The organism is Klebsiella sp. AqSCr, assembly GCF_008452795.1.
In the GTDB taxonomy this organism is placed as follows: Bacteria; Pseudomonadota; Gammaproteobacteria; order Enterobacterales; family Enterobacteriaceae; genus Klebsiella; species Klebsiella pneumoniae.
The window spans coordinates 2490470-2511763 of the sequence record NZ_MJDM01000005.1 but is presented as its reverse complement, the minus strand read 5'-3'; the positions used below and the strand labels follow the sequence as shown (position 1 = coordinate 2511763).

18 protein-coding genes and 2 tRNA genes are annotated in these 21294 nt (G+C 54.9%); 17 read left to right on the top strand and 3 right to left on the bottom strand.

Annotated elements, in window-relative coordinates; genetic code table 11:
- The first annotated feature begins 53 nt into the window (after window positions 1-53).
- From ftsH to BHE81_RS28280, 6 genes are all read left to right on the top strand, one after another.
- Entirely contained in the window at window positions 54-1988 is a 1935-nt protein-coding gene (gene ftsH, locus BHE81_RS16325; RefSeq protein ID WP_002918372.1) for an ATP-dependent zinc metalloprotease FtsH, read from the top strand.
- A gap of 93 nt (window positions 1989-2081) precedes the next feature.
- Window positions 2082-2930 carry a dihydropteroate synthase gene (gene folP, locus BHE81_RS16320; RefSeq protein ID WP_002918371.1) on the top strand — a complete coding sequence of 283 codons (849 nt, stop codon included), beginning with the start codon at window positions 2082-2084 and terminating at the stop codon, window positions 2928-2930.
- Window positions 2923-4260 (top strand): phosphoglucosamine mutase, encoded by a 1338-nt coding sequence (glmM, locus tag BHE81_RS16315; protein ID WP_002918370.1) that lies wholly within the window; start codon window positions 2923-2925, stop codon window positions 4258-4260. The genes folP and glmM overlap by 8 nt, the downstream gene beginning before the upstream one ends.
- Before the next feature lie 229 nt (window positions 4261-4489).
- The gene (gene secG, locus BHE81_RS16310) at window positions 4490-4819 is read left to right on the top strand and encodes a preprotein translocase subunit SecG (protein ID WP_002918369.1); all 330 of its coding nucleotides are present in this window, start codon (window positions 4490-4492) and stop codon (window positions 4817-4819) included.
- A 9-nt stretch (window positions 4820-4828) separates the two neighbouring features.
- Window positions 4829-4915, top strand: a tRNA-Leu gene (locus tag BHE81_RS16305).
- 297 nt (window positions 4916-5212) lie between these two features.
- On the top strand, window positions 5213-5461 hold the full coding sequence (locus tag BHE81_RS28280) for a hypothetical protein (protein WP_024623067.1): 249 nt from the start codon (window positions 5213-5215) through the stop codon (window positions 5459-5461).
- 41 nt (window positions 5462-5502) lie between these two features.
- Here BHE81_RS28280 and BHE81_RS16295 read toward each other — a convergent pair whose 3' ends face one another.
- The 3 genes from BHE81_RS16295 to argG all read right to left on the bottom strand — a co-directional run bounded on the left by BHE81_RS16295 (window position 5503) and on the right by argG (window position 8537).
- A complete protein-coding gene (locus BHE81_RS16295) occupies window positions 5503-6054 on the bottom strand; it encodes a YfaZ family outer membrane protein (RefSeq protein ID WP_002918367.1) in 552 nt (183 codons plus the stop codon).
- Between the two features lie 341 nt (window positions 6055-6395).
- A complete protein-coding gene (locus BHE81_RS16290; RefSeq protein ID WP_004174150.1) occupies window positions 6396-7025 on the bottom strand; it encodes a winged helix-turn-helix transcriptional regulator in 630 nt (209 codons plus the stop codon).
- 168 nt (window positions 7026-7193) lie between these two features.
- Window positions 7194-8537 (bottom strand): argininosuccinate synthase, encoded by a 1344-nt coding sequence (gene argG / locus BHE81_RS16285; RefSeq protein WP_004144895.1) that lies wholly within the window; start codon window positions 8535-8537, stop codon window positions 7194-7196.
- Between the two features lie 307 nt (window positions 8538-8844).
- On the opposite strand from argG, the gene BHE81_RS16280 reads away from it, so the two are divergent.
- The 11 genes from BHE81_RS16280 to deaD all read left to right on the top strand — a co-directional run bounded on the left by BHE81_RS16280 (window position 8845) and on the right by deaD (window position 21158).
- Window positions 8845-8921 (top strand) — tRNA-Met (locus BHE81_RS16280).
- Between the two features lie 208 nt (window positions 8922-9129).
- Window positions 9130-9582: a ribosome maturation factor RimP gene (gene rimP / locus BHE81_RS16275; protein ID WP_002918364.1), complete on the top strand. Its 453-nt coding sequence runs from the start codon at window positions 9130-9132 to the stop codon at window positions 9580-9582.
- Between the two features lie 27 nt (window positions 9583-9609).
- Window positions 9610-11097, top strand: coding sequence for a transcription termination factor NusA (gene nusA / locus BHE81_RS16270; protein ID WP_002918252.1), 1488 nt, complete (start codon window positions 9610-9612; stop codon window positions 11095-11097).
- A 24-nt stretch (window positions 11098-11121) separates the two neighbouring features.
- Window positions 11122-13812, top strand: coding sequence for a translation initiation factor IF-2 (infB, locus tag BHE81_RS16265; RefSeq protein ID WP_002918250.1), 2691 nt, complete (start codon window positions 11122-11124; stop codon window positions 13810-13812).
- A 102-nt stretch (window positions 13813-13914) separates the two neighbouring features.
- On the top strand, window positions 13915-14316 hold the full coding sequence (gene rbfA, locus BHE81_RS16260) for a 30S ribosome-binding factor RbfA (protein WP_002918248.1): 402 nt from the start codon (window positions 13915-13917) through the stop codon (window positions 14314-14316).
- Window positions 14316-15260: a tRNA pseudouridine(55) synthase TruB gene (gene truB, locus BHE81_RS16255; protein WP_004144892.1), complete on the top strand. Its 945-nt coding sequence runs from the start codon at window positions 14316-14318 to the stop codon at window positions 15258-15260. Before rbfA ends, truB begins: the two co-directional genes overlap by 1 nt.
- 148 nt (window positions 15261-15408) lie before the next feature.
- Window positions 15409-15678, top strand: coding sequence for a 30S ribosomal protein S15 (rpsO, locus tag BHE81_RS16250; protein WP_002918244.1), 270 nt, complete (start codon window positions 15409-15411; stop codon window positions 15676-15678).
- Between the two features lie 242 nt (window positions 15679-15920).
- Window positions 15921-18056, top strand: a complete 2136-nt coding sequence (pnp, locus tag BHE81_RS16245; RefSeq protein WP_023342588.1) for a polyribonucleotide nucleotidyltransferase — start codon at window positions 15921-15923, stop codon at window positions 18054-18056.
- 108 nt (window positions 18057-18164) lie between these two features.
- A complete protein-coding gene (gene nlpI / locus BHE81_RS16240; RefSeq protein WP_002918241.1) occupies window positions 18165-19049 on the top strand; it encodes a lipoprotein NlpI in 885 nt (294 codons plus the stop codon).
- A gap of 104 nt (window positions 19050-19153) precedes the next feature.
- A complete protein-coding gene (yrbN, locus tag BHE81_RS16235) occupies window positions 19154-19234 on the top strand; it encodes a protein YrbN (RefSeq protein ID WP_085903200.1) in 81 nt (26 codons plus the stop codon).
- Window positions 19227-21158, top strand: a complete 1932-nt coding sequence (deaD, locus tag BHE81_RS16230; RefSeq protein WP_023342589.1) for an ATP-dependent RNA helicase DeaD — start codon at window positions 19227-19229, stop codon at window positions 21156-21158. The genes yrbN and deaD overlap by 8 nt, the downstream gene beginning before the upstream one ends.
- The last annotated feature ends 136 nt before the right edge of the window (window positions 21159-21294 follow it).

The following is a 21294-nucleotide window of genomic DNA, read 5'->3' as shown; positions in this document are numbered from 1 at the left end:
TCCTGACGCTGTTTTTAACACAGTTGTAATAAGAGGTTAATCCCTTGAGTGACATGGCGAAAAACCTAATACTCTGGCTGGTCATTGCCGTTGTGCTGATGTCAGTATTCCAGAGCTTTGGGCCCAGCGAGTCGAATGGCCGCAAGGTGGATTATTCTACCTTCCTGCAAGAGGTCAATCAGGACCAGGTTCGCGAAGCGCGTATCAACGGACGTGAGATCAACGTTACCAAGAAAGATAGTAACCGTTACACGACTTACATTCCGGTTAACGATCCGAAGCTGCTCGATAACCTGTTGACTAAAAACGTCAAAGTTGTTGGCGAACCACCAGAAGAGCCGAGCCTGCTGGCTTCCATCTTCATCTCCTGGTTCCCAATGCTGCTGCTGATCGGCGTCTGGATCTTCTTTATGCGGCAAATGCAGGGCGGCGGCGGGAAGGGCGCGATGTCCTTCGGCAAAAGCAAAGCCCGTATGTTGACGGAAGACCAGATCAAAACCACTTTTGCAGACGTTGCCGGGTGTGACGAAGCGAAAGAGGAAGTCGGCGAGCTGGTAGAATACCTGCGTGAGCCGAGCCGCTTCCAGAAACTGGGCGGTAAAATCCCGAAAGGCGTCCTGATGGTCGGCCCTCCGGGTACCGGTAAAACGCTGCTGGCGAAAGCGATCGCTGGTGAAGCGAAGGTACCGTTCTTTACCATTTCCGGTTCTGACTTCGTCGAAATGTTCGTCGGTGTGGGCGCTTCTCGTGTGCGTGACATGTTCGAACAGGCTAAGAAAGCCGCGCCTTGCATCATCTTCATCGATGAAATCGACGCCGTCGGCCGCCAGCGTGGCGCAGGCCTGGGCGGTGGTCACGATGAACGTGAGCAGACCCTGAACCAGATGCTGGTTGAGATGGACGGCTTCGAAGGTAACGAAGGTATCATCGTTATCGCGGCGACTAACCGTCCGGACGTTCTTGACCCCGCGCTGTTGCGTCCGGGCCGTTTTGACCGCCAGGTGGTGGTTGGCCTGCCGGATGTTCGCGGTCGTGAGCAGATCCTGAAAGTGCATATGCGTCGCGTTCCGCTGGCGCCGGATATCGATGCGGCAATCATTGCGCGCGGTACCCCGGGCTTCTCCGGTGCGGATCTAGCCAACCTGGTCAACGAAGCGGCACTGTTTGCTGCCCGCGGCAACAAACGCGTTGTGTCGATGGTTGAGTTCGAGAAAGCGAAAGACAAAATCATGATGGGTGCGGAACGTCGCTCCATGGTGATGACGGAAGCGCAGAAAGAGTCTACTGCTTATCATGAAGCGGGCCACGCGATTATTGGTCGCCTGGTGCCGGAGCACGATCCGGTGCACAAAGTGACGATTATCCCGCGCGGTCGTGCGCTGGGTGTGACCTTCTTCCTGCCGGAAGGCGATGCAATCAGCGCCAGCCGTCAGAAACTGGAAAGCCAGATCTCCACCCTGTACGGCGGTCGTCTGGCGGAAGAGATTATCTACGGTCCGGAACATGTTTCTACCGGTGCGTCCAACGATATTAAAGTGGCGACGAACCTGGCGCGTAACATGGTGACCCAGTGGGGCTTCTCCGACAAACTCGGTCCGCTGCTGTATGCGGAAGAAGAGGGTGAAGTCTTCCTCGGCCGTAGCGTCGCGAAAGCGAAGCATATGTCCGATGAAACCGCGCGTATCATCGACCAGGAAGTGAAATCGCTGATTGAGCGTAACTACGGTCGTGCTCGCCAGCTGCTGAACGACAACATGGATATTCTGCACGCGATGAAAGATGCGCTCATGAAGTATGAGACCATCGATGCGCCGCAGATTGACGACCTGATGGCTCGTCGCGAAGTTCGTCCGCCAGCGGGTTGGGAAGAACCTGGTTCTTCTAACAACTCTGACAACAATGGCACGCCTCGTGCGCCGCGTCCGGTTGATGAACCGCGTACGCCGAACCCGGGCAACACCATGTCAGAGCAGCTGGGCGACAAGTAAGCTACCGCTGTTGATGCTTGTTTAACCTTAAAACCCCGGGCGTCCGCTCCGGGGTTTTTCTTTTTTAACCTCTTCAGTCTCAGGGATTTTGTGATGAAACTTGTAGCCCAGGGCTCAACCCTCGATCTCTCTCACCCCCACGTGATGGGTATTCTAAATGTGACGCCTGACTCCTTCTCCGATGGCGGCGCCCATAATTCGCTGATTGAAGCGGTGAAGCATGCCAATCTGATGATCAACGCCGGCGCGACCATCATTGATATCGGCGGTGAATCGACGCGGCCAGGGGCGGCTGAGGTTAGTGTGGAAGAGGAGCTTGCGCGGGTGATACCGGTGGTTGAAGCCATTGCCCAGCGCTTTGAGGTATGGATCTCAGTGGATACCTCCAAGGCGGAGGTTATTCGCCAATCGGCCAGGGCCGGGGCGCATATCATCAACGATATTCGTTCGCTGACCGAGCCCGGCGCGCTGCAGGCTGCCGCGGAAACCGGACTGCCAGTGTGTCTGATGCATATGCAGGGACAACCAAAAACCATGCAGGAGGCGCCGAAGTATGAGGACGTCTTCGCCGATGTTGAGCGTTTTTTTAATGAGCACATTGTGCGCTGCGAACAGGCGGGGATCGCAAAAGAAAAATTGCTGCTCGACCCGGGATTCGGTTTCGGTAAAAATCTCTCCCACAATTACCAACTGTTGGCCAGGCTTGGGGAGTTTCATCACTTTGGTCTGCCGCTGCTGGTCGGTATGTCACGTAAGTCGATGGTAGGTCAGTTGCTGAACGTCGGGCCGTCGGAGCGGCTGAACGGCAGCCTGGCGTGTGCCGTCATTGCAGCAATGCAGGGCGCGCAGATTATCCGCGTCCATGATGTCAAAGAAACGGTAGAAGCGCTGCGCGTGGTGGAAGCCACCCTCGCCGCTAAGGGAAAAAAACGTTATGAGTAACCGCAAGTATTTTGGCACCGATGGTATTCGTGGCCGCGTCGGCGATGCGCCGATCACTCCGGAGTTTGTGCTCAAGCTGGGCTGGGCGGCGGGCAAAGTGTTAGCGCGTCACGGTTCGCGTAAAATTATCATCGGCAAGGATACCCGTATTTCGGGCTATATGCTGGAATCGGCGCTGGAAGCTGGACTGGCGGCAGCGGGGCTCTCTGCGTCGTTCACCGGGCCTATGCCGACACCGGCCATCGCCTACCTGACGCGCGCCTTCCGCGCCGAGGCGGGGATTGTTATCTCTGCTTCACATAACCCTTTCTACGACAACGGCATTAAATTCTTCTCCATTGAGGGCACCAAGCTGCCGGATGATGTCGAAGAGGCGATTGAAGCCGAAATGGAGAAAGAGCTCACCTGCGTGGATTCGGCTGAGCTGGGCAAAGCCAGCCGTATCGTCGATGCGGCGGGGCGCTACATTGAATTTTGTAAGGGTACCTTTCCCAACGAACTGAGCCTGGGCACGCTGAAAGTGGTGGTGGATTGCGCGCACGGCGCGACCTATCACATCGCCCCTAATGTCTTCCGCGAGCTGGGAGCCCAGGTTATCGCGATGGGCTGCGAGCCAGACGGTCTCAACATCAACGAAGAGGTCGGCGCCACTGACGTGCGGGCGCTGCAGGCGCGCGTGCTGGCGGAAAAAGCCGATCTGGGTATTGCCTACGACGGCGATGGCGATCGGGTGATTATGGTTGACCACGAAGGCAATAAAGTCGATGGCGACCAGATCCTCTATATCATAGCCCGGGAAGGATTGCGTCAGGGGCAGCTGCGCGGCGGCGCCGTCGGCACGCTGATGAGTAATATGGGGCTGGAGCTGGCGCTCAAGCAGTTAGGCATCCCGTTTGCCCGCGCGAAGGTCGGTGACCGCTATGTACTGGAGATGCTCCAGGAAAAAGGCTGGCGCATCGGTGCGGAAAACTCCGGCCATGTGATCCTGCTGGATAAAACCACCACCGGCGATGGCATTGTTGCCAGCCTGCAGGTGGTCGCGGCGATGGTCCGCAACCACATGAGCCTGCATGACCTGTGCAGCGGGATGAAAATGTTCCCTCAGCTGCTGGTGAATGTCCGCTTTACCGAGGGCAGCGGTAACCCGCTGGAGAATGAGCATGTCAAAGCGGTGACCGCGGAAGTGGAGGCGGCGTTAGGAAAACGCGGCCGTGTCCTGCTGCGTAAATCGGGTACGGAGCCGCTGATCCGCGTGATGGTGGAGGGCGAGCATGAAGATCAGGTGCACGAGTTTGCGCACCGCATCGCTGAGGCGGTAAAAAGCGTTTAGCTTTGCCGGCTAAGTGGTTAAAAAGGCGGCGCTTGCCGCCTTTTTTATGATCGAAAATTGGCTTTTTGCTGTTTTTTTCTGCAGTTGATACAATGTGTCGAAATTGCCCTTGCGAAGGTCATTCGCTTTGGTTAGTATTCACACCCGCTTCAGTGGGAAACGTTAAAACGTCCCGCTTTATTGGTCGAAGCACTTGGTATGCGGCGAATCCGCAAGGAACAGGTTGATTATGTACGAAGCTCTTTTGGTTGTTTTCCTTATTGTAGCGATTGGCCTTGTAGGTCTGGTTATGCTGCAGCAAGGTAAAGGCGCTGATATGGGAGCCTCCTTCGGTGCAGGCGCTTCCGGCACACTGTTTGGGTCCAGCGGTTCTGGCAACTTTATGACCCGTATGACCGGCATCCTGGCTGCGCTGTTCTTCATCATCAGTCTGGCGCTGGGTAATATCAACAGCAACAAGACCAGTAAAGGAAGTGAGTGGGATAATCTGAGCGCGCCGAAAACGGAGCAAACTCAGCCAACTGCGCCGGCTCAGCCGACCAGCGATATCCCGCACTAAGTATTCTGTACCGAGGTGGTGGAATTGGTAGACACGCTACCTTGAGGTGGTAGTGCCCTAACGGGCTTGTGGGTTCGAGTCCCATCCTCGGTACCAATATTCCAGAAAAAAGACGCTGAAAAGCGTCTTTTTTTGTTTTTGTCCCCGCTGGACATTTATTTATAAACATCTCTTCGCTGGTTGCCTCCTTTTACTGTCGTTAAAGTCGCCTCGTCAAATTAACAGAGGTGAAGTGACACAATGAACAAGATCGGGTTGCTTATCGTCGCCGGCGTGCTCGGTTTAGCTGGGTGCAGTTCAACATCGCCCTCCCAAACGGTGGAGACGATTAATGCGCTAACCGTACCGGTATCGCCCAGTGAGTCTGGGACTACAGCGAATCATGCCCAGGCGGTGAGGCGCTATTTCCAGGACAATACGGCACTGATTAGTCGCCTTAACCATTTGTTGAAAAGTCATTATCTGCAGGACGTGGAGCGCCGCGATGTGTTCGACAGACACAGCGAGGCGTATAAAGTGTATGGCGCCCTGACCCGCCTGGAGCAGATGGCGTCCATGAATGAGGTTTACCGCAAAGAGAATAATGTTGCGGGCCTACAAGAGATCAACCGCGTACTGAAAAGCGTGCCGCTGACCAGCTGAGAATGAAACAGGGACTGCTGACCGGCAATCCCTGTGAAGAGTTAAAAGCGGAAGTTAACCCCGGCGTAAGCGCCGTCGGCCAGCGTGTTATCGCGATTGCCATCTTTCCCTGCCATATCAATATAGCGATAGCCAGCTTCGATATTCAGAGATGGGAGCACGTTAAGGCGTACCCCGGCATTGGCCTCCACATAATCCTCAACGCCGCTGGACATTGAGTCCGGTGAGTAATAGCCCTCGCCGAAAAGCGTGAAATACTGACCAAGGGGGAGTTCAGCGCCACCACCGGCGGCGATGGCGTAACCTTCATCACCATCTTTTGGATTCAGATAGACCGCCTTACCGCCCAGGGTCATCAGAAAAGGGCCAAGGTTAAAGTTATAACCCATTCCCAGTCCTACACTATCTCCGTCGTTGTCGCTATGAGCCCACTGAGAACTGAACGTCATACCCGGTTCCCCGGCGCCAAAGCTGGCGGACAGATTGGTAAACTCGGCGCCAGCTTCTCCATGCAGGTTAACGGCTGCGCAGGCAGCGCTGCTGGCTCCCAAAGCGATCGTTACGGCAACCATTTTTGCAGCAATAGACTTCATTATTAAATTCCTTCAGATAAAAAAAAGCCCGATATGGGCGTTCGGGCATAATTAACGGGTTCGTGCATCTCATTGTTATGGTCGCGGCAGGCGAGGGGGCAACTCTCGCTACCGCCGCACACGTCTGGCCGATTTCCGCTGGCATATCCTGAGCCGGTGCAGGCCCGGCGGTTAACGCCGTTTGTGGTCGTCTGCTGGCGAACTCAGGAATAGATTGTCTTCCGGGAAACCCAGGCGCTTAGCATAAAATTTTTGTTCTTTTAGCGGTAACAGTTATTGGTTTAAATTTAAACATCTTCCCCGCTGCAGCAAATAACAATAAATGATAGGAGGAGTGCAGGTCAGAATTTTTCAGGAAGTGAGACGATATTTTGTAAATAACCGCCGCGGGCAAAGGCAATATAACCGCCTTTCTTTAATGCTGACAATACATTGAGAATACTGCTACGCGACAGAAGGGTCCTGTCCTGAATATACTCAAGAATAGATACCCGCTGTCGGGTCTCTTCGCTTAATAGCATCATCTCCAGCAGATGGTTACGGATGACCGAATAGGTACGCTGCTGCAGGACCAGATCGTCACGATACACCATATACGAGGTATGATAAGCCAACAGGCTGGTCACCTCTTCCCACAGGTTATGCTGACGAAAAAGCGCCGAAGCCAGGTCGTGGTCGATCCGTAGCAGTTCGCATGATACCTCGGCTCGCAGGCTGTGGCTGCGGCTGGGCTGCAGCATTTCCGCCACGCCGAAAAGATGCGGCTCATAGACGGTCACCATCAGTAGCCTGTCGGAATTACGAATAATCGACAGCTCGCCTTTTTTAAAAATAAAGAGCTGGGTTTTGCCTTTATATTCCCATGTCAGTCTTTTTCTGGCGATCGCGTTAACGGGGGTCGCGTGTGGCTCAAGTACATCGATCAGTCGGTCAATGGTCTTTTGCGGCCTGATCGGCGGTTTAATATTCATGATGTGTATCACCAGATATGAATTAATCAATTGAGGCTATTATAGTCAACAGTTTTGCTGGTCTGGCGATAAGGAAAAAATGCGTCATGGCATTTTTTTAAGTTGGTGGGTCATTCAAAATAAAAAGCCGGCGGTGATCCGCCGGCGGAAAGTAACATTGTCAGGCGATTATTTGCCTTTGTTTTCCAGATTTTCAACCTGCGGTAAACCGGTTGCCGAGGAGGCGCTCAGCAGGCCAGACTGGGCATAGCCGAACAGCTTCTCGCGGGTATCGGTGATGTCCAGATTACGCATGGTCAGCTGGCCGATACGGTCTTCGGCAGTAAACATGGAATCGCCTTTTTCCATGGTCAGACGCTCCGCTTTATAGGTCAGGTTGTCTGATACCGTATTAAGGATCGAGTAGTCGTTACCGCGACGCAGTTCGAGGGTGACTTCGCCGGTGATCTGGCTGGCGACCCAGCGCTGCAGCGAATCACGCAGCATCAGCGCCTGGGAATCAAACCAGCGGCCCTGATACAGCAGGCGGCCCAACTGGCGACCGTGGGCGTGATATTGCTCAATCGTATCTTCGTTATGGATACCGGTCAGCAAACGCTCGTAGGCAATATGCAGCAGCGCCATCCCCGGAGCTTCATAAATGCCGCGGCTTTTCGCTTCGATAATCCGGTTTTCAATCTGGTCGCTCATGCCCAGGCCGTGACGACCGCCGATGCGGTTGGCTTCCAGCATCATCTCGACGTCATCGGCAAAGGTTTTACCATTCAGCGCCACCGGATGGCCCTGCTCAAAGCGTACGGTGACCTCTTCCGCAGGGATCTTCACGTTTTCGTCCCAGAACTTCACGCCCATAATCGGGTTGACGATCTTGACGCTGGAGTTCAGGAATTCGAGATCTTTCGCTTCATGGGTCGCGCCGAGCATATTGGAGTCGGTGGAGTAGGCTTTCTCGACCGACATCTTGTAATCAAAGCCGCAGGCGATCATAAATTCGGACATTTCGTGACGACCGCCGAGCTCATTGATAAAGTCGCTGTCCAGCCACGGTTTGTAAATCTGCAGTTCAGCGTTGGTCAGCAGGCCGTAACGATAGAAACGTTCGATATCGTTGCCTTTATAGGTGCTGCCATCGCCCCAAATGTTAACGCCGTCTTCTTTCATCGCCGCCACCAGCATGGTGCCGGTGACCGCGCGGCCTAGCGGCGTGGTGTTGAAGTAGGTCAACCCACCGGTGGTGTTATGGAAAGCGCCACACTGAATCGCGGCGATCCCTTCTGCGACCAGCTGTTTGCGGCAGTCGATCAGACGGGCGCCTTCAGCGCCGTACTCTTTCGCGCGGCGCGGGATAGCATCGTAGTCGTCTTCGTCCGGTTGACCCAGGTTAGCGGTATATGCATAAGGCACGGCGCCTTTTTTGCGCATCCATAACAGCGCGGCGCTGGTATCCAGTCCACCAGAGAAAGCGATACCAATACGTTGACCAACCGGGAGATGCTTGAGAATCGTCGTCATAAAATAAAACCCTGCTCGATAGACTGTGGTGAGTTCGACCCAACAACCTTAACTGCATTTTTATGCATTAATTGTGAGTATTCATTTAACCATCTTTTACTGGCGACAGGAAGTGCTTCATCATCTTTTTGCTAAAAAAGCCTGAAATACCAGCACAAACGGCAATCGGGGGCGCTAAAAAGCATGTTGACAAAATATACTAATCGCCGTTACAATTCATCTCGATTTTATGTCCCGTCTTCGGTACCAAATCCCAGCAGTATTTGCGTCTTTTGCTCAAAAAGAGTAAAATATGCCACGTTTCAGGCGCGGGGTGGAGCAGCCTGGTAGCTCGTCGGGCTCATAACCCGAAGGTCGTCGGTTCAAATCCGGCCCCCGCAACCACTTTCCCATTAAGTACTTTTTCAAATATACTGTGAGGACTAGGTGTCCTTCGTAGCCGAATTTGAAAGAATTCTTGCGGAAGGTGTTCCAGATCGCCATGGCGATCTCAGGGTTCAGTTATCTAAAGCCCCGATTTATCGGGGTTTTTTGTTATCTGACTTCAGAATAACTGGGCTATACGCCCTTTTTTTATGTCTTGGGGGTGGGTTTGTCCACATTAGAGCAAAAATTGACAGAGATGCTCACTGCGCCGGTTGAAGCGCTTGGCTTTGAGCTGGTCGGCATCGAATTTATTCGCGGTCGCACATCCACACTGCGCATCTATATTGATAGTGAAGATGGCATCAACGTTGATGATTGTGCTGATGTGAGCCACCAGGTAAGCGCCGTCATGGATGTCGAAGACCCGATCACTGTCGCTTACAACCTGGAAGTCTCTTCGCCTGGTCTTGACCGTCCGATGTTCACCGCCGAACACTATCAACGTTTCACCGGCGAAGAAGTTGCGCTGGTGCTGCGCATGGCGGTTCAGAACCGCCGCAAATGGCAGGGCATTATCAAAGCGGTAGACGGTGAGATGATCACGGTAACCGTCGAAGGCAAAGATGAAGTGTTCGCGCTGAGTAACATCCAGAAGGCGAACCTGGTTCCCCACTTTTAACAGTCTGGATTGAGGTGAAAGGCCCCGATGAACAAAGAAATTTTGGCTGTTGTTGAAGCCGTTTCCAACGAAAAAGCGCTGCCGCGTGAGAAAATTTTCGAAGCGCTGGAAAGCGCGCTGGCAACGGCCACCAAGAAAAAATACGAACAAGAGATCGACGTTCGCGTTGAAATCGACCGCAAGAGCGGCGATTTCGATACCTTCCGTCGTTGGCTGGTTGTAGAAGAAGTCACCCAGCCAACGCGCGAGATCACGCTGGAAGCAGCGCGTTTCGAAGATGAAAGCATGAACGTCGGCGACTATGTCGAAGATCAGATCGAATCTGTTACCTTCGACCGTATCACCACCCAGACCGCTAAGCAGGTTATCGTGCAGAAAGTCCGCGAAGCCGAGCGCGCGATGGTGGTCGATCAGTTCCGCGAGCACGAAGGTGAGATCATCACCGGCGTGGTGAAAAAAGTGAACCGCGACAATATCACACTGGATCTGGGTAACAACGCTGAAGCCGTGATCCTGCGTGAAGATATGCTGCCGCGTGAAAACTTCCGTCCGGGCGACCGCATTCGCGGCGTACTGTACGCTGTCCGTCCGGAAGCGCGTGGCGCCCAGCTGTTCGTCACCCGTTCCAAACCTGAGATGCTGATCGAACTGTTCCGCATCGAAGTGCCGGAAATCGGTGAAGAAGTGCTGGAGATCAAAGCGGCGGCTCGCGATCCGGGCTCTCGTGCCAAAATCGCGGTGAAAACCAACGACAAGCGCATCGACCCGGTTGGCGCTTGCGTCGGTATGCGCGGTGCGCGTGTGCAGGCCGTGTCGACTGAGCTGGGTGGTGAACGCATCGATATCGTCCTGTGGGATGATAACCCGGCGCAGTTCGTGATTAACGCTATGGCGCCGGCAGACGTCGCGTCCATCGTGGTGGATGAAGATAAACACACCATGGATATCGCGGTAGAAGCGGGCAACCTGGCGCAGGCGATCGGCCGTAACGGTCAGAACGTCCGCCTGGCTTCACAGCTCAGCGGCTGGGAACTCAACGTCATGACCGTTGACGATCTGCAGGCTAAGCACCAGGCGGAAGCGCATGCCGCTATCGATACCTTCACCAAATATCTTGATATTGATGAAGATTTCGCGACAGTGCTGGTTGAAGAAGGCTTCTCCTCGCTGGAAGAGCTGGCCTATGTGCCGATGAAAGAACTGCTGGAAATCGACGGTCTGGATGAAGCCACCGTTGAAGCACTTCGTGAGCGTGCGAAAAACGCACTGACTACGCTGGCGCTGGCTCAGGAAGAAAGCCTGGGAGATAACAAACCTGCCGATGATCTGTTGAATCTCGAAGGTCTGGACCGTGCCCTGGCATTCAAACTGGCTGCCCGTGGTGTTTGTACGCTGGAAGATCTCGCCGAGCAGGGCGTTGATGACCTGGCTGATATCGAAGGGATGACCGACGAGAAAGCTGGCGAGCTCATCATGGCCGCTCGCAACATTTGTTGGTTCGGCGACGAAGCGTAATAAACTGTAGCAGGAAGGAACAGCATGACAGATGTGACTATTAAAGCGCTGGCCTCAGAGATTCAGACCTCTGTGGATCGCCTGATACAGCAATTTGCTGACGCAGGCATCCGCAAATCGGCTGATGATTCTGTGACCTCGCAAGAGAAACAAACTTTGTTGACGCACCTGAACCGTGAACACGGCTCGGCGCCAGACAAGCTGACGTTACAGCGTAAGACGCGCAGTACGTTGAATATTCCAGGTACCGGTGGAAAGAGTAAATCGGTACAAATCGAAGTCCGCAAGAAACGCACCTTTGTGAAACGCGATCCGCAAGAGGCTGAACGCCTGGCCGCGGAAGAGCAGGCGCAGCGTGAAGCGGAAGAGCAGGCCCGTCGTGAAGCTGAAGAAGCAGCGAAACGCGAGGCGCAATTAAAAGCTGAACGTGAGGCCGCAGAACAAGCTAAACGTGAAGTCGCTGATAAAGCGAAACGTGAAGCTGCGGAAAAAGACAAAGTGAGCAATCAACATACCGACGAAATGACCAAAACCGCCCAGGCTGAAAAGATCCGTCGCGAGAACGAAGCCGCGGAATTGAAGCGCAAATCGGAAGAAGAAGCACGCCGCAAACTTGAAGAAGAAGCGCGCCGTGTAGCGGAAGAAGCACGCCGTATGGCTGAAGAAAACGAAAAAAATTGGTCTGAAACCTCAGACAGCCCGGAAGATAGCAGCGACTATCACGTCACCACATCACAGCATGCTCGTCAGGCTGAAGATGATAACGATCGTGAAGTCGAAGGCGGTCGCGGCCGTAGCCGTAGCAGCAAAGCGGCTCGTCCGGCGAAGAAAGGCAACAAACACGCTGAATCGAAAGCTGATCGTGAAGAAGCCCGCGCGGCCGTTCGCGGCGGTAAAGGCGGTAAGCACCGTAAAGGTTCCGCTCTGCAGCAGGGCTTCCAGAAGCCAGCGCAGGCCGTTAACCGTGACGTCGTAATCGGCGAAACCATCACCGTTGGCGAACTGGCTAACAAGATGGCGGTGAAAGGTTCTCAGGTCATCAAAGCGATGATGAAGCTGGGCGCCATGGCGACCATCAACCAGGTCATCGATCAGGAAACCGCACAGCTGGTTGCCGAAGAGATGGGCCACAAAGTTATCCTGCGTCGTGAAAACGAACTGGAAGAAGCCGTAATGAGCGACCGTGACACCGGCGCGGCGGCTGAACCGCGCGCACCGGTCGTGACCATTATGGGTCACGTTGACCACGGTAAAACCTCGCTGCTGGACTACATTCGTTCTACCAAGGTTGCCTCCGGCGAAGCGGGTGGTATTACCCAGCACATCGGTGCTTACCACGTCGAAACCGACAACGGCATGATCACCTTCCTGGATACCCCGGGCCACGCCGCGTTTACCTCCATGCGTGCTCGTGGCGCGCAGGCGACGGATATCGTGGTTCTGGTGGTGGCGGCAGACGACGGCGTGATGCCGCAGACTATCGAAGCTATCCAGCACGCTAAAGCGGCGCAGGTACCGGTGGTAGTGGCGGTGAACAAGATCGATAAGCCAGAAGCCGATCCGGATCGCGTGAAGAACGAACTGTCCCAGTACGGCATCCTGCCGGAAGAGTGGGGCGGCGAGAGCCAGTTTGTCCACGTTTCCGCGAAAGCGGGTACCGGCATCGACGACCTGCTGGACGCGATCCTGCTGCAGGCTGAAGTTCTTGAGCTGAAAGCGGTCCGCAACGGTATGGCGAGCGGCGCGGTCATCGAATCCTTCCTTGATAAAGGTCGTGGTCCGGTAGCTACCGTTCTGGTTCGCGAAGGTACTCTGCACAAGGGCGACATTGTTCTGTGCGGCTTCGAATATGGCCGTGTGCGCGCGATGCGTGACGAACTGGGTCGCGAAGTGCTGGAAGCGGGTCCGTCCATTCCGGTGGAAATCCTCGGCCTGTCCGGTGTGCCGGCTGCCGGTGATGAAGTGACCGTAGTGCGTGACGAGAAAAAAGCGCGTGAAGTGGCGCTGTATCGTCAGGGCAAATTCCGTGAAGTTAAGCTGGCGCGTCAGCAGAAATCTAAACTGGAAAACATGTTCGCTAACATGACCGAAGGCGAAGTTCACGAAGTGAACATCGTACTGAAGGCGGACGTACAGGGCTCTGTCGAAGCGATTTCCGATTCCTTACTGAAACTGTCTACCGACGAAGTGAAAGTGAAGATCATCGGCTCCGGCGTAGGTGGTATCACCGAAACCGACGCTACCCTGGCAGCAGCATCCAACGCGATTCTGGTTGGCTTCAACGTTCGTGCCGATGCCTCTGCGCGTAAAGTTATCGAAGCGGAAAGCCTGGATCTGCGTTACTACTCCGTCATCTATAACCTGATCGACGAAGTGAAAGCGGCGATGAGCGGCATGCTGTCTCCGGAACTGAAACAGCAGATCATCGGTCTGGCTGAAGTGCGTGATGTCTTCAAATCGCCGAAATTCGGCGCCATCGCGGGCTGTATGGTTACCGAAGGGACGATCAAACGTCACAACCCAATCCGCGTTCTGCGTGACAACGTGGTTATCTATGAAGGCGAGCTGGAATCCCTGCGCCGCTTCAAAGATGACGTTAACGAAGTCCGTAACGGCATGGAATGTGGTATCGGCGTGAAGAACTACAACGACGTTCGCGTTGGCGATATGATCGAAGTGTTCGAAATCATCGAAATCCAGCGTAGCATCGATTAATCATTTGATGGCTAAGCAGCCGGGGAAGCGAAGCGCCACCCGGCAATCATTTTAAAAAGGGGCTTTTGGCCCCTTTTTTGTCTTTATTCTGGAGAACTTATTATGGCGAAAGAATTTGGTCGCCCGCAGCGTGTGGCCCAGGAGATGCAAAAAGAGATTGCCATCATCCTGCAGCGTGAAATTAAAGATCCGCGTCTGGGCATGATGACCACCGTTTCCGGTGTGGAAATGTCCCGTGACCTGGCCTATGCCAAGGTGTATGTCACCTTCCTTAACGACAAAGATGAAGCCGCGGTGAAAGCGGGCATCAAAGCGCTGCAGGAAGCTTCTGGCTTTATCCGCTCTCTGCTGGGGAAAGCGATGCGTCTGCGCATCGTACCGGAACTGACTTTCTTCTACGACAACTCACTGGTGGAAGGGATGCGTATGTCCAACCTGGTCACCAGCGTGGTGAAACACGACGATGAGCGTCGTGTGAACCCGGACGACAGCAAGGAGGACTGATGAGTCGTCCTCGTCGTCGCGGCCGCGACGTGCATGGCGTATTGTTGCTGGACAAGCCTCAGGGCGCCTCCAGTAACGATGTGCTGCAGAAAGTAAAACGTATTTATAACGCCAACCGCGCCGGGCATACCGGCGCGCTGGATCCGCTGGCGACCGGTATGCTGCCGATCTGCCTTGGCGAAGCGACCAAGTTTTCCCAGTATCTGCTGGACTCCGATAAGCGTTACCGCGTGATCGCCAAACTTGGCCAGCGCACGGATACCTCCGATGCCGACGGTCAGGTGGTGGAAGAGCGCCCGCTGACCTTTAGCGACGAACAGCTGGCGGCGGCGCTGGACAGCTTCCGTGGCGAGACGCAGCAGGTGCCGTCGATGTATTCGGCGCTGAAATATCAGGGCAAGAAGCTATACGAATATGCTCGCCAGGGTATTGAAGTTCCGCGGGAAGCCCGGCCGATAACCGTCTATGAGCTGCTGTTTATTCGCCGCGAAGGCGATGAGCTGGAGCTGGAGATCCACTGCTCGAAAGGCACCTACATCCGGACGATTATCGATGATTTAGGTGAGAAGCTCGGCTGCGGCGCGCACGTGATTTTCCTGCGTCGCCTGGCGGTAAGCAAATACCCGGTCGAGCGGATGGTGACCCTCGAGCAGCTGCAGGCGCTGGTCGATGAGGCGGCGGCGCAGGATATTCCTGCCGCTCAGTTGCTTGATCCGCTGCTGATGCCGATGGACAGCCCGGCCTCGGATTACCCGCTGGTTAATATTCCAGAAACCTCCGCAGTCTACTTTAAGAACGGCAACCCGGTACGTCAGTCAGGCGCGCCGCTTAACGGGCTGGTGCGAGTGATGGAGAGCGAGTCCGGCAAGTTTCTCGGCATGGGCGAAATTGACGATGAAGGCCGCGTGGCCCCGCGTCGTCTGGTGGTGGAATACCCGGCGTAAGCGCTTTTCTTGCGATAAAAGCCTGCTACGAGTAGAATATCGCCGCTTAACGTCCGCTAACGTGTTTTAACATTTTCGGGCGTTGCATCAGGGGTCGCTGAATTAGAGATCGGCACCCTTTCTTTCTTTTAATTTTTGGAGTTATAAAATGTCTCTAAGCGTTGAAGCTAAAGCAAAAATCGTTTCTGAGTTTGGTCGTGGCGAAAACGACAGCGGTTCTACCGAAGTTCAGGTTGCACTGCTGACCGCACAGATCAACCACCTGCAGGGCCACTTTGCAGAGCACAAAAAAGATCACCACAGCCGTCGTGGTCTGCTGCGCATGGTTTCTCAGCGTCGTAAACTGCTCGACTACCTGAAACGTAAAGATGTTGCCCGTTACTCTGCGCTGATTGAGCGTCTGGGTCTGCGTCGCTAATTCTGCGAGTTTCAGAAAAAGGGGCCTGACGGCCCCTTTTTTCGACCGGGCGGCAGCAATTCATTCAAAACTCATGTATTGTTGCTAGTAATGATCTTCATGCAGAGGTTCGCGCGGCTAATGAGAGGCTTCATCCGCAGGGGCGGGTAAAGGTTGTCATTAGTCGCGAGGATGCAGAAGATCGGGTCAATAGACGCTATGTCGTGGATATGGCGTGATTTATAGATAAAAAGGATAGAATTTTGCTTAATCCGATCGTTCGTAAATTCCAGTACGGCCAGCATACCGTGACCCTGGAAACCGGCATGATGGCGCGCCAGGCAACGGCCGCTGTGATGGTTAGCATGGATGACACTGCGGTATTCGTTACCGTTGTGGGTCAGAAAAAAGCGAAGCCAGGCCAGGACTTTTTCCCGCTGACCGTTAACTACCAGGAGCGTACCTACGCTGCCGGTAAAATCCCGGGTGGTTTCTTCCGTCGTGAAGGCCGTCCAAGCGAAGGCGAAACCCTGATCGCGCGTCTGATTGACCGCCCGGTTCGCCCGCTGTTCCCGGAAGGCTTCGTTAACGAAGTTCAGGTTATCGCCACCGTCGTTTCCGTTAACCCGCAGGTTAACCCAGACATCGTCGCGATGATTGGTGCTTCCGCTGCGCTGTCGCTGTCTGGTATTCCGTTCAATGGCCCAATCGGCGCTGCGCGCGTGGGTTACATCAACGACCAGTACGTACTGAACCCAACCCAGGAAGAACTGAAGTCCAGCAAACTGGACCTGGTGGTTGCCGGTACCGAAGCGGCCGTGCTGATGGTGGAATCCGAAGCGGAACTGCTGAGCGAAGACCAGATGCTGGGCGCGGTGGTCTTCGGCCACGAGCAGCAGCAGATTGTTATTCAGAACATCAACGACCTGGTGAAAGAAGCCGGTAAACCGCGTTGGGACTGGCAGCCGGAAGCGGTCAACGAAGCGCTGAACGCGCGCGTGGCTGCGCTGGCTGAATCCCGTCTGAGCGATGCTTACCGTATCACCGACAAACAAGAGCGTTACGCTCAGGTTGACGTGATCAAATCTGAAACCATCGCCACGCTGGTTGCTGAAGATGAAACCCTGGACGCTAACGAGCTGGGTGAAATCCTGCACGCCATCGAGAAAAACGTGGTTCGTAGCCGCGTACTGGCCGGCGAGCCGCGTATCGATGGCCGTGAAAAAGATATGATCCGTGGTCTGGACGTTCGTACCGGCGTTCTGCCGCGTACTCACGGTTCCGCGCTGTTCACCCGTGGTGAAACGCAGGCGCTGGTTACCGCGACTCTGGGTACCGCACGCGATGCGCAGAACATCGACGAACTGATGGGCGAGCGCACCGACTCCTTCCTGTTCCACTACAACTTCCCTCCGTACTCCGTAGGCGAAACTGGCATGGTGGGGTCTCCGAAGCGTCGTGAAATCGGTCACGGTCGTCTGGCGAAGCGCGGCGTACTGGCCGTGATGCCGACTATTGAAGAATTCCCGTACACCGTGCGCGTGGTATCGGAAATCACCGAATCTAACGGTTCCTCTTCCATGGCTTCCGTCTGCGGCGCCTCTCTGGCGCTGATGGACGCGGGCGTGCCGGTAAAAGCCGCTGTGGCGGGTATCGCAATGGGTCTGGTGAAAGAAGGCGACAACTTCGTCGTGCTGTCTGACATCCTCGGTGACGAAGACCACCTCGGCGATATGGACTTCAAAGTTGCGGGTTCCCGCGACGGTATCTCTGCGCTGCAGATGGATATCAAAATTGAAGGTATCACCAAAGAAATCATGCAGGTTGCATTGAACCAGGCTAAAGGTGCGCGTCTGCACATCCTGGGCGTGATGGAGCAGGCGATTAACGCGCCGCGCGGCGATATCTCTGAATTCGCACCGCGTATCTACACCATCAAGATCAACCCGGACAAGATCAAAGACGTTATCGGTAAAGGCGGTTCTGTTATCCGTGCCCTGACCGAAGAGACCGGTACTACCATCGAGATCGAAGATGACGGTACCGTGAAGATCGCAGCGACCGACGGCGACAGAGCGCAGCATGCTATCCGTCGTATCGAAGAGATCACCGCTGAGATCGAAGTTGGCCGCATCTACAATGGTAAAGTGACCCGTATCGTTGACTTTGGCGCATTCGTTGCCATCGGCGGCGGTAAAGAAGGTCTGGTTCACATCTCGCAGATCGCTGACAAGCGCGTTGAGAAAGTGACTGACTACCTGCAGATGGGTCAGGAAGTACCGGTTAAGGTTCTGGAAGTTGACCGCCAGGGCCGTGTCCGTCTGAGCATTAAAGAAGCAACTGAACAGACTCCGTCTGCCGCAGCGCCGGAAGCTCCGGCTGCCGAGCAGGGCGAGTAAGGTTGCCGTTAGCCCTCCGCTTTTGCGGAGGGCGTTTTACGGGCAGGACGCCTCGTTTGCAGCCGGGGAACAGGACGTTCATCCAATCGTTGTCTTCGGGAGTGGGAAATGAAGCCTTTTTTGCGCTGGTGTTTCGTGGCGACAGCTCTCACGCTGGCAGGATGCAGTAGCACCGCCTGGCGTAAGGACGCCGTCCTCGCAGTACCATTGCAACCGACTTTACAGCAAGAAGTGATTCTGGCACGCATGGAACAAATTCTTGCCAGTCGGGCTTTATCCGATGACGAACGCGCACAGCTTTTATATGAGCGCGGAGTGTTGTATGATAGTCTCGGTCTGAGGGCACTTGCGCGAAATGATTTTTCACAAGCGCTGGCAATACGACCCGATATGCCGGAAGTATTCAATTACTTAGGCATTTACTTAACGCAGGCAGGCAATTTTGATGCTGCCTATGAAGCGTTTGATTCTGTACTTGAGCTTGATCCAACTTACAACTACGCGCACTTGAACCGCGGTATCGCCCTGTATTACGGCGGCCGGGCTAAGTTAGCGCAAGATGATCTGCTGGCGTTTTATCAAGACGATCCCAATGATCCTTTCCGTAGCCTGTGGCTTTATATCGCCGAGCGTAAACTCGACGAGAAGCGGGCGCTTGAAGCACTCAGAGAGCGCTTAAACAAGTCGGATAAAGAGCAATGGGGATGGAACATTGTCGAGTTCTACCTTGGCGACATTAGCGAAAAAGAGCTGATGACTCGTCTGAAGGCAGACGCAACGGATAACACCTCGCTCGCTGAGCATCTCAGTGAAACCAACTTCTATTTAGGTAAGTACTACCTAAGTCTGGGGGACAAGGACAGCGCTACGGCACTGTTCAAACTGGCGGTCGCCAACAACGTACATAACTACGTTGAGCACCGATACGCATTGTTGGAATTATCGCTCTTGGGCCAGGAGCAAGATGACCTGGCAGAATCGGACCAGCAATAGCTGACGAACACATCAGCCCATAGTTTTTTGCTTGCCATCACCTTCGCGGGTGAGGGCGTTGTTGTTCGTTAATACACCTACTTTGAGCCGGTTCACACTTTTCAATGAAAATTACCGTAAATTTTCACGATGAGTTATGTAGACTGGCCGCCATTAATTTTGAGGCACACGTACTACATGGCTGAATTCGAAACCACTTTTGCAGATCTGGGCCTTAAGGCTCCTATCCTTGAAGCGCTCACCGATCTGGGTTACGAAAAACCATCTCCGATCCAGGCTGAGTGCATTCCGCATCTGCTGGACGGCCGCGACGTTCTGGGTATGGCCCAGACCGGTAGCGGTAAAACCGCAGCATTCTCTTTACCGCTGCTGAACAACATCGATCCTGAGCTGAGAGCACCGCAGATTCTGGTGCTGGCGCCGACCCGCGAACTGGCGGTACAGGTTGCTGAAGCAATGACGGAATTCTCTAAACATATGCGCGGCGTGAACGTGGTTGCCCTGTACGGCGGCCAGCGTTATGACGTGCAGCTGCGCGCCCTGCGTCAGGGTCCGCAGATCGTCGTCGGTACCCCGGGTCGTCTGCTGGACCACCTGAAGCGCGGCACCCTGGACCTCTCCAAACTGAGCGGCCTGGTACTGGATGAAGCAGATGAAATGCTGCGCATGGGCTTTATCGAAGACGTAGAAACCATTATGGCGCAGATCCCGGAAGGGCATCAGACCGCGCTGTTCTCCGCCACCATGCCGGAAGCTATCCGTCGCATTACCCGTCGCTTTATGAAAGAGCCGCAGGAAGTGCGCATTCAGTCCAGCGTGACGACTCGCCCGGATATCAGCCAGAGCTACTGGACTGCCTACGGCATGCGTAAAAACGAAGCGCTGGTGCGTTTCCTGGAAGCGGAAGACTTTGATGCGGCGATTATCTTCGTCCGTACCAAAAACGCGACCCTGGAAGTAGCTGAAGCGCTGGAGCGTAATGGCTACAACAGCGCGGCGCTGAACGGCGACATGAACCAGGCGCTGCGTGAGCAGACTCTGGAACGCCTGAAAGATGGTCGTCTGGATATCCTGATTGCGACTGACGTTGCGGCCCGTGGCCTGGACGTTGAGCGTATCAGCCTGGTGGTGAACTACGACATCCCAATGGATTCTGAATCCTACGTTCACCGTATCGGCCGTACTGGTCGTGCCGGTCGTGCTGGCCGCGCGCTGCTGTTCGTTGAGAACCGCGAGCGTCGTCTGCTGCGCAACATCGAACGCACCATGAAGCTGACCATTCCTGAAGTGGAACTGCCTAACGCGGAGCTGCTGAGCAAGCGTCGTCTGGAAAAATTCGCCGCGAAAGTTCAGCAGCAGCTGGAAAGCAGCGATCTGGATCAGTACCGTGCACTGCTGGCGAAAATCCAGCCGACGGCGGAAGGTGAAGAGCTGGACGTGGAAACGCTGGCTGCTGCGCTGCTGAAGATGGCTCAGGGCGAACGTTCGCTGATCGTTCCGCCGGACGCGCCGATGCGTCCACGTCGTGAATTCCGCGATCGTGACGATCGTTTCGACCGTCGTGGCGACCGTAATGATCGCGGCCCGCGCGGCGATCGCGAAGATCGTCCGAAGCGTGAGCGTCGTGACGTGGGTGACATGGAGCTGTATCGCATTGAAGTGGGTCGCGATGACGGCGTTGAAGTGCGTCATATCGTTGGCGCGATCGCCAATGAAGGCGATATCAGCAGCCGTTACATCGGTAACATCAAGCTGTTCGCTTCTCACTCCACCATTGAGCTGCCGAAAGGGATGCCGGGCGAAGTGCTGCAGCACTTTACTCGTACCCGTATCCTGAACAAGCCGATGAACATGCAGCTGCTGGGCGATGCGCAGCCGCGCACCGAACGTCGTGGCGGCGGTGAGCGTCGCGAAGGCGGCCGTGGCTTCGGCGGCGAGCGTCGTGAAGGTAGCCGTGGCTTCGGTGGCGAACGTCGTGAAGGCGGTCGTGGTGAAGGACGTCGTTTCAGCGGCGAACGTCGTGAAGGCCGTGCGCCGCGTCGTGACGATGCATCCGCGCCGCGCCGCGATGACTCAGCCGGTCGCCGTCGCTTCGGTGGCGATGCGTAATCAACGCCGCCCGCTAGCGTAAACTAAATAATACAGCCCCGATCGTCATGATTGGGGCTTTTTTTATTCCCTTTGTACTCGTGTACTGGTACAGTGCGTCATGCTCAACGTGAGCGAAGTATTTTCGACTGGAGAA